Annotated in this window: 23 protein-coding genes and 1 tRNA gene; 19 read left to right on the forward strand and 5 right to left on the reverse strand. The window is 68.4% G+C overall.

Annotated elements, in window-relative coordinates; genetic code table 11:
- The 4 genes from OC534_RS15410 to OC534_RS15425 all read left to right on the forward strand — a co-directional run.
- Nucleotides 1–678: DNA polymerase III subunit gamma/tau C-terminal domain-containing protein (locus OC534_RS15410; protein WP_287251639.1), on the forward strand; the 678-nt coding region annotated here is incomplete at its 5' end.
- Between the two features lie 6 nt (nucleotides 679–684).
- Nucleotides 685–1,005 (forward strand): YbaB/EbfC family nucleoid-associated protein, encoded by a 321-nt coding sequence (locus tag OC534_RS15415; protein ID WP_017355155.1) that lies wholly within the window; start codon nucleotides 685–687, stop codon nucleotides 1,003–1,005.
- A 96-nt stretch (nucleotides 1,006–1,101) separates the two neighbouring features.
- Nucleotides 1,102–1,701 carry a recombination mediator RecR gene (gene recR, locus OC534_RS15420; RefSeq protein WP_017355154.1) on the forward strand — a complete coding sequence of 200 codons (600 nt, stop codon included), beginning with the start codon at nucleotides 1,102–1,104 and terminating at the stop codon, nucleotides 1,699–1,701.
- 73 nt (nucleotides 1,702–1,774) lie between these two features.
- Nucleotides 1,775–2,125 (forward strand): histidine triad nucleotide-binding protein, encoded by a 351-nt coding sequence (locus OC534_RS15425; protein ID WP_017355153.1) that lies wholly within the window; start codon nucleotides 1,775–1,777, stop codon nucleotides 2,123–2,125.
- A gap of 39 nt (nucleotides 2,126–2,164) precedes the next feature.
- On the opposite strand, the gene OC534_RS15430 is transcribed toward OC534_RS15425, so the two are convergent.
- The 4 genes from OC534_RS15430 to OC534_RS15445 are packed head-to-tail and all read right to left on the reverse strand — an operon-like array spanning nucleotide 2,165 to nucleotide 6,533.
- Nucleotides 2,165–2,689, reverse strand: a complete 525-nt coding sequence (locus OC534_RS15430; RefSeq protein WP_017355152.1) for a Slp family lipoprotein — start codon at nucleotides 2,687–2,689, stop codon at nucleotides 2,165–2,167.
- Entirely contained in the window at nucleotides 2,686–4,638 is a 1,953-nt protein-coding gene (locus tag OC534_RS15435; protein ID WP_136005596.1) for a DUF3488 and transglutaminase-like domain-containing protein, read from the reverse strand. The genes OC534_RS15430 and OC534_RS15435 overlap by 4 nt, the downstream gene beginning before the upstream one ends.
- Nucleotides 4,631–5,569: a DUF58 domain-containing protein gene (locus OC534_RS15440; RefSeq protein ID WP_136005655.1), complete on the reverse strand. Its 939-nt coding sequence runs from the start codon at nucleotides 5,567–5,569 to the stop codon at nucleotides 4,631–4,633. The genes OC534_RS15435 and OC534_RS15440 overlap by 8 nt, the downstream gene beginning before the upstream one ends.
- Nucleotides 5,570–5,606: 37 nt before the next feature.
- Nucleotides 5,607–6,533, reverse strand: coding sequence for a MoxR family ATPase (locus OC534_RS15445; RefSeq protein WP_136005600.1), 927 nt, complete (start codon nucleotides 6,531–6,533; stop codon nucleotides 5,607–5,609).
- A gap of 67 nt (nucleotides 6,534–6,600) precedes the next feature.
- On the opposite strand from OC534_RS15445, the gene OC534_RS15450 reads away from it, so the two are divergent.
- A complete protein-coding gene (locus OC534_RS15450; protein ID WP_166472658.1) occupies nucleotides 6,601–8,469 on the forward strand; it encodes a glycosyltransferase family 39 protein in 1,869 nt (622 codons plus the stop codon).
- On the opposite strand, the gene OC534_RS15455 is transcribed toward OC534_RS15450, so the two are convergent.
- Nucleotides 8,454–9,026: a Maf family nucleotide pyrophosphatase gene (locus OC534_RS15455; RefSeq protein ID WP_262072109.1), complete on the reverse strand. Its 573-nt coding sequence runs from the start codon at nucleotides 9,024–9,026 to the stop codon at nucleotides 8,454–8,456. The genes OC534_RS15450 and OC534_RS15455 overlap by 16 nt on opposite strands.
- 114 nt (nucleotides 9,027–9,140) lie before the next feature.
- Here OC534_RS15455 and OC534_RS15460 point away from each other — a divergent pair, with 114 nt between their 5' ends.
- From OC534_RS15460 to OC534_RS15525, 14 genes are all read left to right on the forward strand, one after another.
- A complete protein-coding gene (locus tag OC534_RS15460) occupies nucleotides 9,141–9,650 on the forward strand; it encodes a YceD family protein (RefSeq protein ID WP_136005608.1) in 510 nt (169 codons plus the stop codon).
- A 107-nt stretch (nucleotides 9,651–9,757) separates the two neighbouring features.
- The gene (rpmF, locus tag OC534_RS15465) at nucleotides 9,758–9,955 is read left to right on the forward strand and encodes a 50S ribosomal protein L32 (RefSeq protein WP_017357626.1); all 198 of its coding nucleotides are present in this window, start codon (nucleotides 9,758–9,760) and stop codon (nucleotides 9,953–9,955) included.
- A gap of 88 nt (nucleotides 9,956–10,043) precedes the next feature.
- Nucleotides 10,044–11,021 carry a beta-ketoacyl-ACP synthase III gene (locus OC534_RS15470; protein WP_017357625.1) on the forward strand — a complete coding sequence of 326 codons (978 nt, stop codon included), beginning with the start codon at nucleotides 10,044–10,046 and terminating at the stop codon, nucleotides 11,019–11,021.
- A 74-nt stretch (nucleotides 11,022–11,095) separates the two neighbouring features.
- Nucleotides 11,096–11,878 (forward strand): serine/threonine protein kinase, encoded by a 783-nt coding sequence (locus tag OC534_RS15475; RefSeq protein ID WP_017357624.1) that lies wholly within the window; start codon nucleotides 11,096–11,098, stop codon nucleotides 11,876–11,878.
- Between the two features lie 462 nt (nucleotides 11,879–12,340).
- Nucleotides 12,341–13,285 (forward strand): ACP S-malonyltransferase, encoded by a 945-nt coding sequence (fabD, locus tag OC534_RS15480; protein ID WP_262072110.1) that lies wholly within the window; start codon nucleotides 12,341–12,343, stop codon nucleotides 13,283–13,285.
- A gap of 72 nt (nucleotides 13,286–13,357) precedes the next feature.
- Nucleotides 13,358–14,101, forward strand: coding sequence for a 3-oxoacyl-ACP reductase FabG (fabG, locus tag OC534_RS15485; RefSeq protein ID WP_136005609.1), 744 nt, complete (start codon nucleotides 13,358–13,360; stop codon nucleotides 14,099–14,101).
- A gap of 153 nt (nucleotides 14,102–14,254) precedes the next feature.
- On the forward strand, nucleotides 14,255–14,494 hold the full coding sequence (gene acpP, locus OC534_RS15490) for an acyl carrier protein (protein WP_017357544.1): 240 nt from the start codon (nucleotides 14,255–14,257) through the stop codon (nucleotides 14,492–14,494).
- A gap of 136 nt (nucleotides 14,495–14,630) precedes the next feature.
- Nucleotides 14,631–15,893: a beta-ketoacyl-ACP synthase II gene (fabF, locus tag OC534_RS15495; RefSeq protein ID WP_017357545.1), complete on the forward strand. Its 1,263-nt coding sequence runs from the start codon at nucleotides 14,631–14,633 to the stop codon at nucleotides 15,891–15,893.
- Between the two features lie 87 nt (nucleotides 15,894–15,980).
- Nucleotides 15,981–17,336, forward strand: coding sequence for an aminodeoxychorismate synthase component I (locus OC534_RS15500; RefSeq protein ID WP_017357546.1), 1,356 nt, complete (start codon nucleotides 15,981–15,983; stop codon nucleotides 17,334–17,336).
- 73 nt (nucleotides 17,337–17,409) lie between these two features.
- Nucleotides 17,410–18,468 carry an endolytic transglycosylase MltG gene (gene mltG / locus OC534_RS15505; RefSeq protein WP_136005613.1) on the forward strand — a complete coding sequence of 353 codons (1,059 nt, stop codon included), beginning with the start codon at nucleotides 17,410–17,412 and terminating at the stop codon, nucleotides 18,466–18,468.
- Nucleotides 18,465–19,133: a dTMP kinase gene (gene tmk / locus OC534_RS15510; protein ID WP_262072111.1), complete on the forward strand. Its 669-nt coding sequence runs from the start codon at nucleotides 18,465–18,467 to the stop codon at nucleotides 19,131–19,133. The genes mltG and tmk overlap by 4 nt, the downstream gene beginning before the upstream one ends.
- The gene (locus OC534_RS15515) at nucleotides 19,126–20,085 is read left to right on the forward strand and encodes a DNA polymerase III subunit delta' (protein ID WP_136005615.1); all 960 of its coding nucleotides are present in this window, start codon (nucleotides 19,126–19,128) and stop codon (nucleotides 20,083–20,085) included. Before tmk ends, OC534_RS15515 begins: the two co-directional genes overlap by 8 nt.
- The gene (locus OC534_RS15520; protein ID WP_136005617.1) at nucleotides 20,082–20,435 is read left to right on the forward strand and encodes a PilZ domain-containing protein; all 354 of its coding nucleotides are present in this window, start codon (nucleotides 20,082–20,084) and stop codon (nucleotides 20,433–20,435) included. The genes OC534_RS15515 and OC534_RS15520 overlap by 4 nt, the downstream gene beginning before the upstream one ends.
- A gap of 65 nt (nucleotides 20,436–20,500) precedes the next feature.
- A tRNA-Val gene (locus OC534_RS15525) sits at nucleotides 20,501–20,575 on the forward strand.
- Nucleotides 20,576–20,804 lie beyond the last annotated feature (229 nt).

Below are 20,804 nucleotides of genomic sequence, written 5' to 3' on the forward strand. Positions count from 1 at the left end.
ACCCCGACCAAACCCGCGGCCCCCACGCCCGCCGCACCGACGGTGGTCGCCGATCCGGACGACCTGCCGCCGTGGCACCAGGACGGGGCCGCCGACGACCGCGACGAAGCCCTGGCCGCCGAAATGGCCACGCCCGATGCGGCAATGGTCGCGCCGTGGGAAGCACCGCCGGAACGACCGGCCCCGTCGGCCGCTGTCCCGCATCGTCCGCAGGGGATCGCGATTGCGCCGTCGTCCGCGGCCGATGAACCGGCGGCCGCCGTTGTGGCTCCGGACGCGCCGATCGGCCTGGCCAGCGCCGAAGCCTGGCTGGAACTGGTCGCCCAGAGCCAGCTCAGCGGTCCGTCGCGGCAGCTCGCGGCGCACGCGGCGTTCATCGGCTATCAGCGCGGTGTCTTGAAATTGGCGGTATCGCCCGGATTTGAGTACCTGTGTTCGGACCGCTCGCTGGCGGCGCTGACCGACGCCCTGACCGGTCCGCTGGGCCAGGCGCCGAAGATCGTCATCGAAGCCGGTGGCGCGGAGGCCGAAACGCTGCACCAGCGTTCGGACCGCCAGCGTGGCGAACGACAACAGGCGGCCGAAGCCGTTTTCATGGCCGATCCGGATGTGCAGTTGCTGATCCAGCAACACGGCGCCCGGGTCGTGACCGATTCCATCCGTCCCTTTGATGAGTAAAGACCCATGCGTGGCAATATCGCCCAACTGATGCAGCAGGCCCAGAAGATGCAGGAGAACCTGCAGAAGGCCCAGGAAGAACTCGCCAAGCTGGAAGTCACCGGCAGCGCCGGCGGCGGCATGGTCAGCGTGACCCTGACCGGCGCCAAGGAGTGCCGCAAGGTGCGCATTGACCCGGCCGTGCTGGCTGACCCGGAAATGGCCGAAGACCTGATCGCGGCGGCGTTCAACGATGCCTCCAACAAGATCGATGCCGAATCCAAGAACCGCATGGGCTCGGCCACGGCCGGCATGCAGCTGCCTCCGGGCATGAAGCTGCCGTTCTGATCCCAACGCCGCGCCGGCCCTGCCCGGCGTCCCGCGTTGCCTGCGCCGCGAAGCCTTCGGGCTTCGCGCGTTTGTTTCTGGAGTGAGTCCGCCGCCATGAGCCTGCCCCTGCTCGAACAACTGATCGAGGCCTTCCGGGTGCTGCCCGGCGTGGGCCAGAAGACCGCACAGCGCATGGCCTACCACGTGCTGGAGCGCGAACGCGATGGCGGGCAGCGCCTGTCGGAGGTGTTGGCGCAGGCGATCGAGCGGATCGGGCATTGCGTGCAATGCCGCGATTTCAGCGAGAGCGAGCTCTGCACGGTCTGTGCCAACGGCAGCCGCGAGCGCCAGCAGCTGTGTGCGGTGGAGTCGCCGGCCGACCGCCTGGCGATCGAACACGCCACCGGCTTCCGGGGCGTGTACTTCGTGCTGCAGGGACGCCTGTCGCCGCTGGACGGCATCGGCCCGCGCGAACTCGGGCTGGACCAGCTCGACGCCCGCCTGAAACAGGGCGAGGTGCAGGAGCTGATCATCGCCACCAGTGCAACCGTCGAGGGTGAAGCGACGGCCCACTATCTGGCGCAGCTGGCGCGCACGCACAACGTGCGGCCCAGCCGCCTGGCCCAGGGCCTGCCGCTGGGCGGTGAACTGGAGTACGTGGACCGCGGCACGCTGTCGCATGCCTTCGGCACGCGCACCGACATCCAGGAATGACCGCGCGCGGGATGGGTCGAATCCGGCAGCGCATCCGCGCTACTCTCCAGGGCCCTGTTTCCTACGGTGCCCCATGAGCCACGACACCCTGTTCGGCAAGATCATCCGCCGCGAGATTCCCGCCACCATCGTCTATGAAGACGACGAGGTGCTGGCCTTCAAGGACATCGCACCGCAGGCGCCGGTGCACGTGTTGTTCATTCCGAAGAACGAAGCGATTCCGACCCTGGACGATGTGCAGCCGTCGCAGGCACACCTGATCGGCAAGCTGGCGCTGGCCGCGGCCGAGTACGCCCGCCGCGAAGGGTTCGCCGAGAACGGCTACCGCATCGTCATGAACTGCCGGGGCGATGCCGGGCAGACCGTGTTCCACATCCACCTGCATCTGCTCGCCGGCGCACCGCTGGGGCATTTCGGGGCATGAAAAAACGCCACCCTGGGGTGGCGTCTTTCTGCTGCTTGTTTACCACCAACCCCAGCCGCGGTAGCCCCAGCCCGGGCCCCATGCCGGGCCCCACGGGCCGTAGGGGTAGGCCGGCACGACGTCGACCTGGCGCTGTTCCGGCCACAGGTAGATCACGTCCGCGTTGATCTTGGGCAGGCGGTAGTCGTACTCGCCGATGCGGGTGTTCTGGTAGCCGTCGATCTTGCCGATGAAGGTCACGTCGCGGCCCGGCTCGAACACGGCCGGATCGTAGAAGCCGGCGCGGCAGGCGATGAAGCGGCCGTCGCTGGCATCGGAGGAGGTGGTGCTCGGGCGGCCACTGCCGTTGAGCGGGCGCGAGATGAGCTGGAAGCAGGTTTCGCCCTGGCCCGGCGTGGTTTCGATGATGCGTCCGCCCCAGCGGACGGGCGTACCGACCTGCTGGGTGGCCACCGAATCGCGCGGGGTGACGACGCTGAACTGTCCCTGCAGCGGTTTGGGTGCGGTTGCACAGGCGGCCAGTGCCAGGGAGGCGGCCAGGGGAAGCAGCAGTTGGATCTTCATGAGGATGCTCCGGGGTTCGGGCGATGCCTGCGCAGGTCGCGCAATAATGAAGCGAGGTCGACGTCTGCGCCAGCGTACCGCGCATGAACGAAACGGACGCTGAGTGCCAGCAGGGCGGGGTCGGGCCGTTGCGCGTGGACACGCCGCGCCCAGTCGCCGGCCGTCTCGGCCGGGGCACGGGCCAGGCCGTACCGCGCGTAGCGCCGGTTCACCCGGTGCCAGGCGCGCAGCAGCGGATCGCGCTCGCGCTCCCCGCGTGCCAACAGCCACGCCATCCAGCCTAGCGCGGCCAGTGCGAAGACCATGAAAACAGCGATCAGCTGTGACGGTTCCAGCCGCTCGATGCCCAGCGGACGCAGCAGCTGCTGTTGGCGGTTGGCATCGAAGGACAGCACCATGTCGTTCCAGCCGCGGCGCAGCCAGTCGCCGAGCTCGCCGGCCTGCAGCCAGCGCGATTGCAGGCCGCCGTCGGCGCCGGCCCCCAGACGGTCTTCCAGCGTGTCGTAGACGCGCTCGGGCGCTACAGCGGCTGTCGGATCCACCCGGACCCAGCCGCGGCCGTCCAGCCAGACTTCGGTCCAGGCATGGGCATCCATGCGCCGCACGACCCAGTAATTGCCATAGCGATTGCGGACACCGCCGGCAAAACCGGTGACCACCCGCGCGGGGATGCCGGCATTGCGCATCAGCACCACGAACGACCCGCTGAAGTGTTCACAGAAGCCAGCCTGGTGGTCGAACAGGAACTCATCCACGCCGTCGCGCCCGGGCAGCGGCGTGTCGAGGGTGTAGGCGAAACGCTGGCCGATCCAGTCCAGGGCGCGCTGCACGATCGCCGCATCGTCCTGGCCGGCATCGCGGCGCCACGCCCGGGCCAGCGCCGCCGTGCGCGGATTGAAGCCGGCCGGCAGCGCCAGCGCGAGCTGGCGCTGGTAGGGCGTCAGTGGCTGGGAGTAGGCGGTGGCCGGGGAGGACTGCAGGCGCCATCGGGTCAGGGATGCGAGCGGAGCGCGGCTGCGCAGGCTGTGGTCGGCGTTGAGTTCGCTGCCCGGCGGCGCCGCCAGTGGCAGGTCCAGGGCCACCAGCTGCCGGCGGTCGGTGGGTTCGTAGTCGATCTGGTAGTCCCAGCGCGTCGCCCCGTGGGTCACCTGCGGCGGCGGCCGTCGGTCGAGGCTGCGATCCTGTTGCCACCGCCGGCCGTCGAACCGCGTCATCACCGGGCCGCGCCAGTAGCGTTGCGACGGCGCCGGCACGGCCCCGAAGAACTGCACGCGCAGGGCAGGCGTGTCATCGGCCATCAGGTCCAGCCAGGTGCCCGGTTCCATGCTGTCAGACAGGCCCGGCTTGGACACCGCGCGCTCGGGGATGCCCCACAGCGGCTCGCTCAGGCGCGGGAACAGCCAGAACGCGGCCAGCGCCAGCGGCAGCCCCAGCGCCACCAGCCGGGCGATGCCGCGTGCCTGCCCGCGCGCGGCGGGAGGCGCGGCCTGGCCTTCCACATGCGCAAGCCGCTGCAGGGCGAGCAGGGCGGTCAACGCGGCCAGCACCGCCAGCGCAAGCGTCAGCGGCCCTTGGTCGAGCAGAAACGCGGCGAACGGGGCGAACAACGCAAAGCCGAGCAGGCTGCGGGCATCGCGCAGGGAGCGCAGCTCGCTGGATTTGATCGCCAGCATCGCCGCCAGCAGCGCGCAGCCGGTGTCGCGGCCGGGCCGGGCGCCCATCTGCCAGTAGATCGCGCCGAGCATGGCCAGGACCAGCAGCACCCGCAGCGGCGCGGGCAGCACCCGTCCGCGCGAGGCCAGCGCCGTGCCGATCGCAACCGCCGCGATTACCGCCGCCAGCGCATCGGGCAGTTGCAGCAGCAGCGGCAGCAGGCCCAGCGCGGCGCTGGCCAGGCTCCAGTCGCGCGCGCTGCGCGGCAGATCGGGGGGCAGCACGGGATCAGCCATGCGGCAGCACCGCCAGCGCGCGCTGGCACAGGTGGTGGTGGGCGTTGCCGCTGCCCGGGCCCAGCACCGGGTGGCCGGGCAGGGTCAGCGTGTAGCGGCGGCCCTCGCGTTCGGCCAGGTCCACCCAGCGTGCCAGCCGCGCGATCCGGGCTTCGGTCGGCAGCGGTGCCAGGTGCCGCCAGTCCAGCTGGACGTCCAGTCCCACCGGGCGCTCGTACTCGCGCACGAGCAGCGCATCGCGGCGGGCCGAGTGCTTCCACGCGATGCTGCGCGGCGGGTCGCCGGCGCGATAGGGGCGCAGTTGATGCAGCTCCTCGCCACTGGGATGCACGCGGGTGTGCAGCGGGTCACCGCCGCCTTCGGGCAGTGCCGGCGCCTGGGTGTCGGGCGCGGCGTAGACCAGCAGCGGCGTGTCCGGCCACACCCAGGTCCAGGCGCGCACCAGGCCCAGCGGCTGGGTGGTGGAGAGCCGGATGCGGTCCAGGTCCAGCCAGCCGCGCTGCGTGGTGGGCACATCCAGATCGACTTCGGTCTGGTCGTCGTGCGCCAGGTGCGCAAAGGCCAGGGCGTTGTGGTGTTCGATCCGCAGTCCACGCCGGGCGCGCGCGTCGCGGCGCGACAGGCTGATGCGCAGGCGCAGCGGGTGGCCGGCGGTCACCGGGTCGGCCGACACCGCGTCCACCTGCACGCCCGACAACTGCAGGTGCGCGCTGATCGCGCTGGCGATGCCGGTCGCACCCAGCAGCAGGGCCAGCAGCAGCGCGGGGTTGTTGTTGTAGTTCAGCGCGCCCAGCAGCATCGCGCCCAGCAGGACGGCCACGAACAGGCCGAAGCGGGTCGGCAGCACATAGATGCGGCGGCGGTCGATCCGCTGCGGCAACGTGTCGGGCTGGCGCGGACGCGTGTAGTGCCGGCCATTGGCCGGCAGCATCCTCTGCTTCAAGCGGTCTCCCCAGCCGCTGTGCATCTCAGTCGACCTGGACGGTCTGCAGGATCGCCCGCGCCAGCGCCGGTCCCGTGGAGGCCTCGGCCTCGGGTACCAGGCGGTGGCCTGCCACGGCGACGAACAGGGTCTGCACGTCTTCGGGCACCACATGCGCGCGCCCCAGCAGCAGTGCATGCGCCTTGGCCGCGCGCAGCAGGGCCAGGCCCGCGCGTGGCGACAGGCCGACGCGCACCCCGGCGTGCTGCCGGCTGCGGGTCAGCAGCGCCTGCACGTACCCGATCAGCGCGTCGCTGGCGTGCACCTGGCCCACGGCCTCGCGCAGCGTGCGCACGTCGGCGTCGCTCAGCTGGGCGGTCGCCCGGGCGATCAGGTGGCGGCGGTCGGTGCCGCGCAGCAGTTCGCGCTCCGATTCCGGATTGGGATAGCCCAGCGCCAGCCGCAGCAGGAAGCGGTCCAGCTGCGAGTCCGGCAACGGGAACGTGCCGGACAGGTCCACCGGATTCTGGGTCGCGATGACGAAGAACGGATCAGGCAGCGGATGGGTGGTGCCATCAAGGGTGACCTGCTGCTCGGCCATCGCTTCGAGCAGCGCGCTCTGCGTGCGGGGCGGCGCGCGGTTGATCTCGTCGGCCAGCAGCACATGGGTGAAGACCGGGCCCGGATGGAACTGGAATTGACGGCTGCCTGCGTCGTAAACCGAGACGCCGAGCACATCCGCTGGCAGAAGGTCCGAAGTGAACTGCACCCGCTGGAAGCCCAGCCCGAGGCTGGAGGCCAGCGCATGGGCGAGGGTGGTCTTGCCCAGGCCGGGCAGATCTTCGATCAACAGGTGACCGCCGGACAGCAGCGCGACGAACGCCAGCCGCACTTCGTGCTGCTTGCCCAGCAGCAGGGCGTTGACCTGGTCCTGCGCGCTGCGAAGGGACTGTCGCAGGACATCGGTTAGCATGGCTGGCACGTGGGGCGAGTTGTCCATGTCCGTCTCGTGTCGATGATTCCACTGATTCTATAGAGCAATGCAAGGCGAACAACGCGCACGCACAATTTTCCTGTTGCTATGGACGCTGGTCACCGCCGTCAAACTGGTGGTGGCCGCGCGCCTGCCCCTGTTCGTGGACGAAGCGTTCTACTGGCAGGAAGGGCAGCATCTGGCGGCCGCGTATTCGGACCTGCCCGGCCTGACGGCGTGGCTGTCGCGGCTGGGCGTGGAGATCGGTGGTCCGCATGTGCTGGCACAGCGCCTGCCGTTCCTGGCGATCGGTGCCTGGTTGCCCTGGGCGGTATCGCGGATCGCCACGCGCTGGTTCGGTGCGGTGGCAGGGTGGCAGGCCGGCAGCCTCACCCTGTTGATGCCGCTGTCTGCCACGCTGGGCATGCTGGCGGTGCCGGACGTGCCGATGGCGTTGGCGGCGGTGCTGTGCCTGGACGCCGGGGCCCGCCTGCTGCGCCAGGTGGATGCGGCGGCGGCGGTGAAGCTGGGGCTGGGCCTGATGATCGGCGCGCTCAGCCACTACCGCTTCATCGGTGTGATCGTGGTGGGGTTCATTGCGCTGCTGCTGCTGCCGCAGGGCCGCCGCATGCTGCGCGATCCGCGCGTGTGGGTGGCGCTGGCTGTCGGCGTGCTGGCCTGGCTGCCGCTGCTGGCATGGAATGCCGACAACCACGAGGCCGGCCTGAAATTCCAGGTGGTCGAACGCCATCCGTGGGCCTTCCAGTGGAGTGGCCTGTGGTTCCTGGTGATCCAGCCGATGCTGGTCACGCCGATCCTGTGCGTGGCGATGTGGAAGGTGGCACTTGCGGGCACCCGCGCTGGCGGTGGTGCGCGCGCGCAATGGCGCTACTTCGGCCTGATCGGCGCGGTATCGACAGTGGCGATCTTCGTGCTCGGCTTCTTCACCGATGTGGAGCGCATCAGTTTCCACTGGCCGCTGCCGGGCTACCTGGCGCTGCTGATCGCGGTGCCGGTGGTGTTCAATGGCTGGCCGCGCTGGCTGCGCCGCACCGGCTGGTGGATGGCCGGCGCCGGTCTGGCGCTGGCCTTCTCCTACTATCTGGTGGCCTCCACGCCGGCGCTGCGCGAGCAGTTGGCCGGCTACAAGTACTACCCGCGCAATTTCGCCGGCTGGCAGCCGTTGGCCAGCGCCGTGCGCGAGTCGCTGGCGACGATGCCGCCCGGCACGCGGGTGCTGGCCGGCAACTTCAAGGTGGGTGCGGAGCTGGGCTTCCAGTTGCGTGACCCGTCGATCGAGGTGCTGCAGCACCCGTTGAACGACAAGCACGGACGCAGTGCACAGCTCGGCCTGTGGGGGCTGCTGCACGAGGGGCAGCGGAATGCGCCCATGCTGCTGGTGCTGTCGCCCAGCGACCAGCGCTATCGCGATCTGCTGGAGCGCTACCACGATGTCTGCCGCCAGGTGGGCCCGCTGCCGCCGCCGCAGGTGGTGAGCAACGACCACGGCTTCCAGCGCTTCCTGCTGTTCAAACTGCCGGCCGAGCGCGCCGCCGGGCCCTGCGTGACGCCGGCGATGGCGTGGATCGATACGCCGGTGGCCGATGCCACGGTGGACGGCATGCTCGATGTGCGCGGCTGGGCGTTCAAGGATGGCGTCGGCCTGGCCCGGGTGGAGCTGCTGGTCGATGATCGTCCGGTGGCCGAGGCGCAGTACGGTCGGGCCTACGACGTGACCGCCTTCTGGAAGATCTCCAACGACCCGCAGCACCCCAACGTCGGCTTCGATGCGCGTATCGATACCCGCGCGCTGGCGCCCGGCCGGCATTGGCTGGGCCTGAACCTGTATGGACGCGATGGCAGTGTCGAGCGCTGGCAGGACCAGGCGTTCGTGGTCCCCGCGCGCCCCGCCGGCGAGGCTCAGGGCAAGCGATAACCGGCCAGGCGCAGCAGCTGCGCCACGGCGATCAGCGGCAGCCCGATCAACGCGGTCGGGTCGCGGTTGTCGATTGCATCGAACAGGGTGATGCCCAGGCCTTCGCACTTGAAGCTGCCGGCGCAGTCCAGCGGCTGCTCGGCGGCGACGTAGCGGGCAATCTCATCGGCGCCCAGCGTGCGGAAGCGGACCTCGGTCCGGTCGCAGGCCTGGTGGATCTCGCCATCGCGGATCAGGCAGATGGCTGTGTGGAAGGCCACCGACTGGCCGGACATCGCCGCCAGCTGGGCCTGCGCGGCGGCCACGGTGCCGGGTTTGCCCAGCGGGGCCCCGTTCAGTTCGGCGACCTGGTCCGAGCCCAGCGTCCAGCGGCCCGGATGCCGCGCGGCGACCTCGGCCGCCTTGGCCTGCGCCAGCCGCACCGCCAGCGCGCGCGGCGCCTCGCCGGGGGCGGGGGTCTCGTCCACGTCCGGGCGCGCGGTGTCCAGGGGCAGCCCGAGGCGCGCCAGCAGTTCGCGGCGGTAGCGGGAGGTGGAGGCAAGCAGGAGCGGGGTCATGCGACAATACCGGGCGCGGAAGGCCGGCAGTCTGGCTGCTCCAGGGCGGCCGCTGCAACCTGACTGAAACCGGATTTGACAGCAGGCCGGGCGATCCTTAACATTCAGCGGCTTATGTCCGCGAACGTGCCCGAATTGCTGGATGCTTGGCGGATGGTCGCAGCGCGCAGGCGCTTCGACGGCCAGGTCGATCTGGCTGAATTGACCCGCCTGCAGGGCCTTGTTGCCGATACCGAAGGCCGGTGCACCTATGCACTGGAATTCGCGCACGACGACATCCTGCGGGTATCCTATGTTGAACTGACCATCGACACCGAGTTGCCGCTGATCTGTCAGCGCAGCCTGCAGCGCTTCCTGTTGCCGGTCTCGATGGTGCAGCGGCTCGGCCTGATCCGCAGCGAAGAGGATGAATCCTCGTTGCCGGAAGGGTATGAGCCGTGGCTGGTCCCCGAGGACGGCCAACTGCGTCCGCTGGAACTGGTCGAGGACGAACTCGTCCTGGCCGTCCCGGTGGTACCGCTGTCTCCCGATGGTGAGGCAGTGGATCGCGACTGGGCACCGACCGAAGAAGAAATCAGCAAGGCCAATCCGTTCGCGGCATTGGCGGCGTTGAAAAAACAATAGCAGCCGGTTGTCGTCGGCGGCTGCGGCGAAAGCGAAGACTGTGCTGGGCGCTGGCGTCCTGTGCGACGAAACGACGAAGCAAAACGAACCGAGTTTGGAGCAATCCCATGGCTGTGCAGAAATCCCGTGTTACCCCGTCCCGCCGCGGTATGCGCCGTGCGCATGACGCCCTGAGCGCCAAGCAGCTGTCGACCGACCCGACCACGGGCGAAGTGCATCTGCGTCACCACATCACCGCTGACGGTTTCTACCGTGGCAAGAAGGTGATCACGACCAAGTCGAACTCGGCCGTCGAAGAAGATTGATTCGTGAAGGCCGCTGCCCGGTCGGGCAGCGGCCTTTGCCCCATTCTTCCCGGTCGTCGCTGTTGACGATCGTGCTACAGGACATGCAATGAGCAAGCGGATCTACTCGAGGATCGCGGGCACTGGTAGCTATTTGCCCGAAAAAGTGTTGACCAACCAGGATCTGGAGAAAATGGTCGACACCAGCGATGAGTGGATCCAATCGCGCACCGGTATCCGGGAGCGGCACATCGCCGCGGACACGGAAACCACCAGCGACCTCGGCTATCACGCCGCGGTGCGTGCGCTGGAAGCGGCGGGTATCGACGCTTCGCAGCTGGACATGATCGTGGTGGGTACGACCACCCCCGATCTGATCTTCCCGTCCACCGCGTGCCTGATCCAGGCCAAGCTCGGTGCGACCGGTTGCCCCGCTTTCGACGTCAACGCGGCCTGTTCGGGCTTCGTGTTCGCGTTGAGCGTGGCCGATAAATTCATTCGCTCCGGTGACGCACGCCATGTGCTGGTCATCGGCGCGGAAACCCTGACCCGGATCGTCGACTGGACCGAGCGCACCACCTGCGTACTGTTCGGCGATGGCGCCGGCGCGGTCGTGCTCAAGGCCGACGAAGACACCGGCATCCTCAGCACCCACCTGCATTCGGATGGCAGCAAGAAAGAGCTGCTGTGGAATCCTGTCGGCGTGTCGGCCGGTTTCGGCGAGGGCGAGAACGCCCGCGGCGCGATCCTGATGAAGGGCAACGATGTGTTCAAGTACGCCGTCAAGGCGCTGGACTCGGTCGTGGACGAAACCCTGGATGCCAATGGCCTGACCAAGGCCGATCTGGACTGGCTGATCCCGCACCAGGCCAACCTGCGCATCATCGAAGCCACCGCCAAGCGGCTGGAGATGTCGATGGAGCAGGTGGTGGTGACCGTGGACAAGCATGGCAACACCTCGTCGGCCTCGGTGCCGATGGCGCTGGATGTGGCGATACGCTCCGGTCGCGTCGAGCGCGGTCAGCTGCTGCTGCTGGAGGCCTTCGGTGGCGGCTTCACCTGGGGTTCGGCACTGCTGCGCTATTGATAGCGCACGTTACGACAACGTGATGCAGTCGTTACGGCCCCATTCGGGGCCGTAAGCATTTCAGGAGATCCGTCATGGTTGAGCCCATCGTCATTGAAGGGCAACGCGCCTGGCTGAAGCAGTACGGCGAAGGAAGTCGGGTGGTGGCCTTGGGCCTGCTCAATTTCATCGCGCGGCGGTTCCAGTTGGACGCGCTGCGTCCGCCGCCGCACCGGGGAGGCGATGCCGCCCGTGAAACCGAAGCCCGCCGCCTGGCCGAGCTGAAGGACCAGGGAGTGAATGTGCCGCCGGTGATCGGCAGTGGCCATGCCGCGCTGGTGCTGGGCGACAACGGCAGCTCGTTCAATACCTGCCTGCGCCAGGCCGACGACGCCGGCCGCGATCGGCTGGTTTCGGCCGCGATGCAGGCGATCGCGTCGGCACATCGCAACGGCGCCTATTTCGGCCAGCCGTTGCCGCGCAACCTGACCTGGGACGGACAGCAGGTGGGCTTCATCGATTTCGAGGAGGACCCGTTGGAAGTGATGGACCTGGCCCAGGCCCAGGCGCGCGACTGGCTGATGTTCGGCTATGGCGTGGCCAAGTACTACGAGGACCGCCCGCAGCGGCTGCAGCAGCTGATGGCCGATGCAATGGACGGTGCCGAGGCACCGGTCCTGGCGCACGCGCACGAAGTCTCCGGCCGCCTGCGCGGTCTGGCCCGCGCCAGCCTGAAAATGGGCCGCTCGGCCCGCGCCCTGGCCCATGCGATCCTGATCGTGCACGGCGCCACCACCCTGGGCGTGCTGATGCTGGCGGTGATCTGTTTCGACTTCTTCTCCGACGGCGACCTGGACATTCTGCAGTTGCTGGTGTGATCGAAAGCGCTGGTTGAAGTACGTCCCTGTAGGCTCCATCGCCGCATCCATGCGGCGAAGGGTCCCGTGAACCCACGCACGCCGCACCGCCGACAGTTGGCCGGCGCGCATGGGCAATCCACGTCACCGCACACAGCATTCGCTGTGCCACGCCAGCCCGCTGCACCCGCTTCTGCCCGTTCCATGCGCACCGACGCACCGTGCGGGGACCGGGCGAGTGGGGGTGTGGGACCGTAGAAAACATGGATGTTTTCTACGCGCCTACAGGGACGTATTCACGGCGTGTCCCGCACCCCCACTCGTCGCGGTCCTCATCAGGGACCGTGCAGCCTAGGTGCTGTTGCCGTTCGCTTGAAGGGGCTGTACGCGCCGCGCCCAGCCCCCTCAATACGCGTCAGTACAGACGGAGGGCGGTGTTCGCCCTTATCATTTGCCGTTCGATTTTTGCAGGCGGATGACCGCGTGACCGATTCCAATCTCGCTTTCGTGTTCCCAGGCCAGGGCTCGCAGTCCGTGGGCATGCTCGCCGAACTGGCCGAACTGCACCCCCAGGTGCGTGAGGCCTTCAGCGAAGCGTCCGACGGTGCCGGCGTGGACCTGTGGGCGCTCTCGCAGGGCGGTCCCGAGGAAATGCTCAACCGCACCGAGTACACCCAGCCGGCGCTGCTGGCCGCCAGCATTGGCGTGTGGCGTGTCTGGAATGCCGTGGGCGGTGCCCAGCCGGCGGTCCTGGCCGGCCACAGCCTGGGCGAGTACATCGCCCTGGTCGCGGCGGGCGCCCTGTCGCTGCGCGATGGCGCCCATCTGGTGCGCCTGCGCGGCCAGCTCATGCAGGATGCCGCGCCCACCGGCGTCGGCGCGATGGCTGCCGTGCTTGGTGCCGAGGATGCGCTGGTGCTGGAGGTCTGCGAGCAGGCCGCCGGCAGCCAGGTCGTGGTTCCGGCCAACTACAATTCGCCCGGCCAGATCGTGATCGGCGGCGATGCGGCCGCGGTCGACCGCGCGCTGGCGCTGCTGGCCGACAAGGGCGTGCGCAAGGCGGTCAAACTGGCCGTCAGCGTCCCCTCGCACACCCCGCTGATGCGCGAAGCCGCCAACCGCCTGGCCGAAACGATGGCCGGCCTGGACTGGCACGCCCCGGCGCTGCCGGTGGTGCAGAACGTGGATGCCCGCATCCATGACGGCATTGATGCGATCCGCCAGGCGCTGGTCCAGCAGCTGTACCTGCCGGTGCAATGGACCGGTTGCGTGCAGGCGCTGGCCGCCCGTGGCGTTGTCCGTGTGGCCGAGTGTGGCCCGGGCAAGGTCCTGAGCGGATTGATCAAGCGCATCGACAAAACGCTGGACGCGCGCACACTGTCCACGCCCGCTGATTTTGAAGCTGCCCGCGAGACCTGGGCTGCCTGATTTTTCGACTGCCTCCGCAACGGCATGGCCCTGTGCCTGCGCTGCTGACCGGTCCCGTCCGAGGAAACACAGATGAGCAAGCCCCTTCAGGGTGAAATCGCACTGGTGACCGGCGCCAGCCGTGGCATCGGCGCGGCGATCGCCGACGCACTGGCCGCGCAGGGCGCGACCGTGATCGGCACCGCCACCACCGACGCCGGTGCCGCCGCCATCGGCGAGCGCCTGGCCGCCGTGGGCGGCCACGGCCGCGCGCTGAACGTCACCGACGCGGCCGCGCTGGACGCCGTGCTGGACGGCATCGCCAAGGAATTCGGTGCGATCACCATCCTGGTCAACAATGCCGGCATCACCCGCGACAACCTGCTGCTGCGCATGAAGGACGAGGACTGGCAGGCCATCCTCGACACCAACCTCACCAGCGTGTTCCGCACCTCCAAGGCTGTCATCCGCGGCATGATGAAGGCGCGCAAGGGGCGCATCATCAACATCGCCTCGGTGATCGGCGTGACCGGCAACGCCGGCCAGGCCAATTACGCGGCGGCCAAAGCCGGCATCATTGCCTTCTCCAAGTCGCTGGCCAAGGAAATCGGTTCGCGCGGCATCACCGTCAACGTCGTGGCGCCGGGCTTCATCGATACCGACATGACCAAGGCCCTGCCGGAAGAGCAGCGCACCGGTCTGGTCAAGTCGATCGCCCTGGAGCGCCTCGGCGAACCGTCCGACATCGCCAATGCGGTGGCGTTCCTGGCCGGTCCCTCGGCCAGCTACATCACCGGCGAAACCCTCCATGTGAACGGCGGCATGTACATGCCGTAAGCATGTGGCGCAGGGATCGCGCCGCAAGTGGTTGATCTGAAAGATGTTTTGCAGCGATGCAAGGCGTCGCTGGTTTCCACTACACTATCCCACGGTCATCCCTCACCGGATGGCGTCATTTTTGAACCACTACTCCATCTGGAGCGATATCCAATGAGCACCATCGAAGAACGCGTCAAGAAAATCGTCGTCGAACAGCTTGGCGTCAAGGAAGAAGAAGTCACCAACAGCGCATCGTTCGTCGATGACCTGGGCGCTGACTCGCTGGACACCGTTGAACTGGTGATGGCGCTGGAAGAAGAGTTCGAGTGCGAGATCCCGGACGAAGAAGCCGAAAAGATCAGCACCGTCCAGGCTGCGATCGACTACATCAACGCCCACGTCAAGGCTTGATGTCAGGCGGCTTGCGCGCGGCCGTGGCAATCGCCGCGACCGCGTGCGGCAAACTCATGGGGCCGCACATGCGGCCCTGTGCATTTGAGCGTTGTACCGCGTCATACCCGCAACACCCGGGTCAGGAGAATCTGCAATGAAGCGTCGCGTCGTCGTTACCGGCATGGGCATGGTCTCGCCGTTGGGCAATGATATGGCCACCAGTTGGAAGGGCATCACCGAAGGCCGTTCCGGCATCGGTCCGCTGACCAACGTTTCGCAGTCCTACCTGGACCGTTTCACCACCAAGATCGCAGGTGAGGTCAGGGACTTCGACATCACCGCCGACAACGAACAGTTCGGCAAATTCCGGGTCAGCGGCAAGGATGCCAAGAAGATGGACCCGTTCATCCATTACGGCCTCGGTGCCTCGTTCATGGCCCTGCACGATGCGGGCCTGGAGATCACCGACGCCAATGCCGAGCGCGTGGGCGCCATCGTCGGCGCGGGCATCGGCGGTCTGCTGGGCATCGAGGAACAGACCATCGAGTTCCACGAGGGCAAGAAAATCTCGCCCTTCTACGTGCCCAAGACCATCATCAACATGCTGCCGGGCCAGCTCAGCATCATCACCGGCCTGAAGGGTCCGTCGTTCTCGGCGGTGTCGGCCTGCGCCACCTCCAACCACTCCATCGGCACCGCCATGCGCATGATCCAGTACGGCGATGCGGACGTGATGGTGGTGGGCGGCGCCGAGCGCGGCTCCTCGCCGACCGCCCTGGGCGGCTTCTGCGCGATGAAGGCCATGAGCACCCGCAACGACGCGCCGGCTGAAGCCTCGCGACCGTGGGACAAGGACCGCGACGGCTTCGTGCTGGGCGACGGTGCCGGGATTCTGATCCTGGAAGAGTACGAACACGCCAAGGCGCGTGGCGCGCGCATCTATGCCGAGCTGGCCGGTTTCGGCGCGAGTTCCGATGCGTACCACATGACCGCGCCGAGCGAGAACGGCGAAGGCGCGGCGCGCTGCATGACGATGGCCCTCAAGGACGCCGGTGTGACCCCGGACCAGGTCGGCTACCTCAATGCGCACGGCACCTCGACCCCGCTGGGTGACCTCGGCGAAACGATGGCCATGAAGACCGCGTTCGGCGACCATGCGTACAGGATGATGGTCAGTTCGACCAAGTCGATGACCGGCCACCTGCTTGGTGCCGCCGGCGGCGTCGAGGCGATCTTCTCGGTGCTGGCGCTGCGCGACAACATCATTCCGCCGACCATCAACCTGCAGCAGCCGGGCGAAGGCTGCGACCTGGATTACGTGCCCAACGTGGCGCGCCAGCAGAAGGTGGATGTGGTCATGTCCAACGGCTTCGGCTTTGGCGGTACCAACGGCACGCTGGTGTTCAAGCGCGTCTGATCCGCGCACCGTCGTACCCCGCACCCGGGCCGCCATCATGGCGGCCTTGGTGTATCTGGCCCCCGCGCTCCTTTCCGGTTCCCTGCCATGCTCCAGATCCAGCCGTTGCCCGCCACCACCGATCTGCTCGCGCTGCAGCGCGTGGACCCCTCGCGCTATCCGCTGCTGATGGAGTCCACCGCCTCGGGCACCGCCCAGGGGCGCTGGGACCTGCTGCTGATGGCCAACGGCCAGGCGCTGGCGCTGCACGCCGACGGCGTGGTCCGCGACGCTGACGGCACCGCCCACGCCGGCAGCTTTCTCGAGGCGCTGGATGCGCACTGGGCGGCCCTGCGCCTGCCCCGCGAGGAGACCATGCTGCCGTTCCGCGGCGGCTGGGCGCTGATGCTGGACTATGAACTGGCCGGGCAGATCGAAACCGTGCTGCAGGTGCCCGCGCGCGCCGACGGCCTGCCCTCCGCACTGGCCCTGCGCTGCCCGGCCGCCGTGCTGCACGACCGCGTTCTCGGCCAGTACCACGCCATCTGCGAAACCGACCACGCCGGGCTGCTGCCGACCCTGCTGGCCGATGTGCAGGCATCCACCACGCTGGCACCGCTGCCGGCCTGGCAGCCGCCGGCCGACGTGACGGAAGACGCCCCGCAGCGCTTCACCGACGGTGTTGGCAAGGTGATCGACTACCTGCGCGCCGGCGATGTGTTCCAGGTCAACCTGTCGCGCCGCTGGGCAGCGCAGTTCGCCCAGCCGCTGTCGCCGCAGGCCCTGTATGCCCAGTTGCGGGTGGCCAATCCGGCCCCGTTCGCCGGCCTGTTCATGGCGCAGGGCAGGGCAGTGGTCAGCTCCTCCCCCGAGCGCCTGGTCTCGGTGCATGGCGATGACGTGCAGACCCGTCCGATCGCCGGCACGCGCCCGCGCTTCGCCGGCGACGACGATGCCGCGCGCATCCAGGAGCTGGTGGGCCATCCCAAGGAGCGTGCCGAGCACGTCATGCTGATCGACCTGGAACGCAACGACCTGGGGCGCATCTGCACGCCCGGCAGCGTCGAGGTCGACGAGCTGATGACGGTGGAAAGCTACGCCCACGTGCATCACATCGTCAGCAACGTGCGTGGTCGCCTGCGCCAGGATGTCAGCCCCGGCGCGGTGATCGCCGCCACGTTCCCCGGCGGCACCATCACCGGCTGCCCCAAGGTGCGCTGCATGCAGATCATTGCCGAGCTGGAGCAGACCGCACGCGGCGCCTACACCGGCGCGTTCGGCTGGCTGAACCGCGATGGCGACCTGGACCTGAACATCCTGATCCGCACCGCCGAAGTGGCCGCCGACACGGCGGTGTTCCGCACCGGTGCCGGCATCGTGGTCGATTCGGACCCGGTCAAGGAACTGGATGAAACCCGTGCCAAGGCGCGTGGCCTGCTGCGTGCGCTGGGGCGGCAGGACTGAGCCACGGTATGCTGTCCGACGGGGTGCCGGCCGCTGGCCGGTGCCGCGCACTGAATAACGACACGAGGTGAACATGGCGGGTGCGAAACGGGGATGTCTGGCCGTGCTGGCGGTGCTGCTGCTGGGGGGCCTGGTGCTGGCGGCGGTGGGTGCCTGGTTCTGGCACGACCAGAGCCGCTTCGCCGACGCGCCGATCACCCCGGACCAGTCCAGCGTGGTGATCGCCTCCGGCGATGGCCTGAATACGGTGCTGGGCAAGCTGCGCGCTGCCGGTGTGGACGAAGGCAACGATACCCAGTGGACGCTGCTGGCACGGCAGCTCGATGCCGCCGGCAAGCTCAAGGTGGGCGAGTACGCGCTCGACGCCGGCCTCACCCCGCGCGAACTGCTTATCCGCATGCGTCAGGGCCGCGTGCTGCAGCACCGGCTGACCATCGTCGAAGGCTGGAACATCCGCCAGGTGCGCGCCGCGCTCAAGCGCGCCGATCCGCTGCGCCACACCACCGACGACATGGACGACGCCGCGCTGATGAAGGCGCTGGGCTTCCCCGGCGAGCACCCCGAAGGCCGTTTCCTGCCGGAGACCTACGTCTACCAGCGTGGCGACAGCGACCTGGACGTGCTCAAGCGCGCCCATGCCGCAATGGAGAAGGCGCTGACCGCCGCGTGGGACAGCCGCGCCGACGATCTGCCGCTGAATTCACCGTATGAGCTGCTGATCCTCGCCTCGATCATCGAGAAGGAAACCGCGCTGCCCAGCGAGCGCCCCCAGATCGCCGGCGTGTTCGTGCGCCGCCTGAAGATCGGCATGCGCCTGCAGACCGATCCGACGGTGATCTACGGCATCGGCAGCCGCTACGACGGCAACATCCGCAAGCGCGACCTGACCACCGACACGCCGTACAACACCTACACCCGCGCCGGCCTCACCCCGACCCCGATCGCCATGCCCGGCCGCGACGCCCTGCATGCGGCCGCGCAGCCGGCCGCCGGCGACGCGCTGTATTTCGTGGCGGTTGGCGACGGCAGCGGCGCGCATGTGTTCTCGGCCAACTACACCGACCACAACGCCGCGGTCGCGCGTTACCTGCAGCAGCTGCGCCAGCAGCGCAGCCAGGCGGCACCGCAATGACGGTTTCGCTGCTGCGCCACCCGCGCCTGATCAGCCTGGAAGGCGGCGAGGGCGCGGGCAAGACCACGGCCATCAACGCCCTGCGCGATGCCTTGCACGCGCGGGGCCACGAGGTGCTGCTGACCCGCGAGCCCGGCGGCACGCCGCTGGCCGAGCGCATCCGCGCGCTGGTGCTCACCCCCGATGCGGAGATCGCCGCCGAGCCGCTGTCGGCCGAAGCCGAGCTGCTGCTGGTGTTCGCCGCGCGCGCCCAGCATGTGCGCGAGGTGATCCAGCCAGCCCTGCAACGCGGCGGCTACGTCATCAGCGACCGTTTCACTGATTCCAGCTACGCCTACCAGGGCGGCGGACGCGGCCTCGATGCGGCCTGGATCGCCGACCTGGAGCGCCGCGCCGTCGGCCTGCTGCCGGGATTGACCCTGCTGCTGGATGTGGACGTGGCCGTGGGCCGCGCCCGCGCCAATGGCCGCGATCTGTGGCCGGACCGCATCGAGAGCGAGCAGGACGATTTCTTCCAGCGGGTGCGCGCGGTATTCCGCCAGCGCGCCAGCCATGACCCCGCGCGTTTCCGCCTGATCGACGCCGGCCAGGACCAGGCCGGCGTGGCGCGGTCGGTGGTGGCCGCGGTGGACGTGTGGCTGGCACAGGAGCCTGCCCATGACTGATACGTTCTCACCCTGGCAGCAGCGCGCCTACGACCAGACCGTGGCCGCGCTGGATGCCGGCCGCCTGGGCCACGGCCTGCTCATCTGCGGCCCGGCCGGGCTGGGCAAGCGCGCGGTTGCGCTGCGCCTGGCCGAACATGTGCTCGGGCGTGGCGAACCGGCGGCGGCCAAGCGCAGCGCGCAGCTGATTGCCGCCGGTACCCACCCGGACCTGCAACTGATCTCGTTCATTCCCAACAAGTCCGGCGACAAGCTGCGCACCGAGATCGTGATCGAGCAGGTGCGCGAGATCTCGCAGAAGCTGGCGCTCACCCCGCAGTACGGCATTGCCCAGGTCGTGATCGTCGATCCGGCCGATGCGATCAATCGCGCCGCCTGCAACGCGCTGCTCAAGACCCTCGAAGAGCCGCAGCCCGGCCGCTACCTGTGGCTGATCAGCAGCGACCCGGCGCGCCTGCCGGCGACCGTGCGCAGCCGCTGCCAGCGGCTGGAGTTCAAGCTGCCGCCGCGCGAGGAAGCACTGGCGTGGCTGCAGGCGCAGGGCCACAGCGACGCCAGTGCGCGCGAAGCCCTCGACGCCGCGCGCGGTCATCCCGGCCTGGCCGATGACTGGCTGCGCGAAGATGGCCTGGCGCTGCGCCGCCAGGTGGCCACCGATCTGGAATCGCTGGTGGCCGGCCGCGCTGGCGCGGTGGAACTGGCCCAGCGCTGGACCGGCGACGAGCACGGCGCGCTGCGCCTGCGCCATGCCGCCGACCTCGCGCTGGCCCAGGCGGCGGGCGGCGGCTTGACCGATCCGGACCGATTGCACAAGCTGGCGTCGTGGTTCGACGCCGCCAACCGAACCCGCGACCTGCTGCGCACCACCGTGCGCGCCGATCTGGCGGTGGTGGAATTGTTGTTGGCCTGGAACAAGGTCAACGAGCGGCACCCAAGGGGAACTAGAGCATGAGCGCCACCAATGCCCGCCAGGGCATCCTGTCCCTGGCCGTGAAGGACAAGGCCGCGCTGTACAGCGCATACATGCCGTTCGTGAAGAACGGCGGCATATTCGTGCCCACGCCCAAGCGTTACTTCCTCGGCGACGAGGTGTTCCTGCTGCTGACCCTGCCGGACTCCAGCGAGCGCCTGCCGGTGGCCGGCAAGGTGATCTGGGTGACCCCGGCCGGTGCGCAGGGCAACCGCGCCGCCGGCATCGGCGTACAGCTCGCCGAAGGCACCGAAGGCGAGGCCGTCCGGCACAAGATCGAGACGCTGCTGGCCGGCATCATCACCTCGGACAAGCCCACGCACACGATGTGAAGAAATTTCAGGAAAACCGTTGACGTGAAAATTTGCCGCCCTATAATGAGCGGCTCAGCAGCATCGGGCGGTTAGCTCAGCGGTAGAGCATTGCCTTCACACGGCAAGGGTCACAAGTTCGAACCTTGTACCGCCCACCATTTGTATCTTTGAAAAATCAAAGAGTTGTAGAGCAAAAAAGCCGGCGCAAGAGCCGGCTTTTTTTTCTTAAGTGCAGTGTAAGTGCAATTTCCCATCATGGATTGGGGGTGAAGCATGACGCACAACCTGGCCGGTCGCCGCCTGGGCACTCGGGTCCTGAGCGCGCGGGATAGGTTCGTCGACGCTCGGACCGTCCTTGTACTTCCCCTAGATGGTAGTCGCCAGAGG

This window comes from Stenotrophomonas sp. Marseille-Q5258 (genome assembly GCF_946900935.1).
GTDB classification, from domain to species: Bacteria; Pseudomonadota; Gammaproteobacteria; order Xanthomonadales; family Xanthomonadaceae; genus Stenotrophomonas; species Stenotrophomonas nematodicola.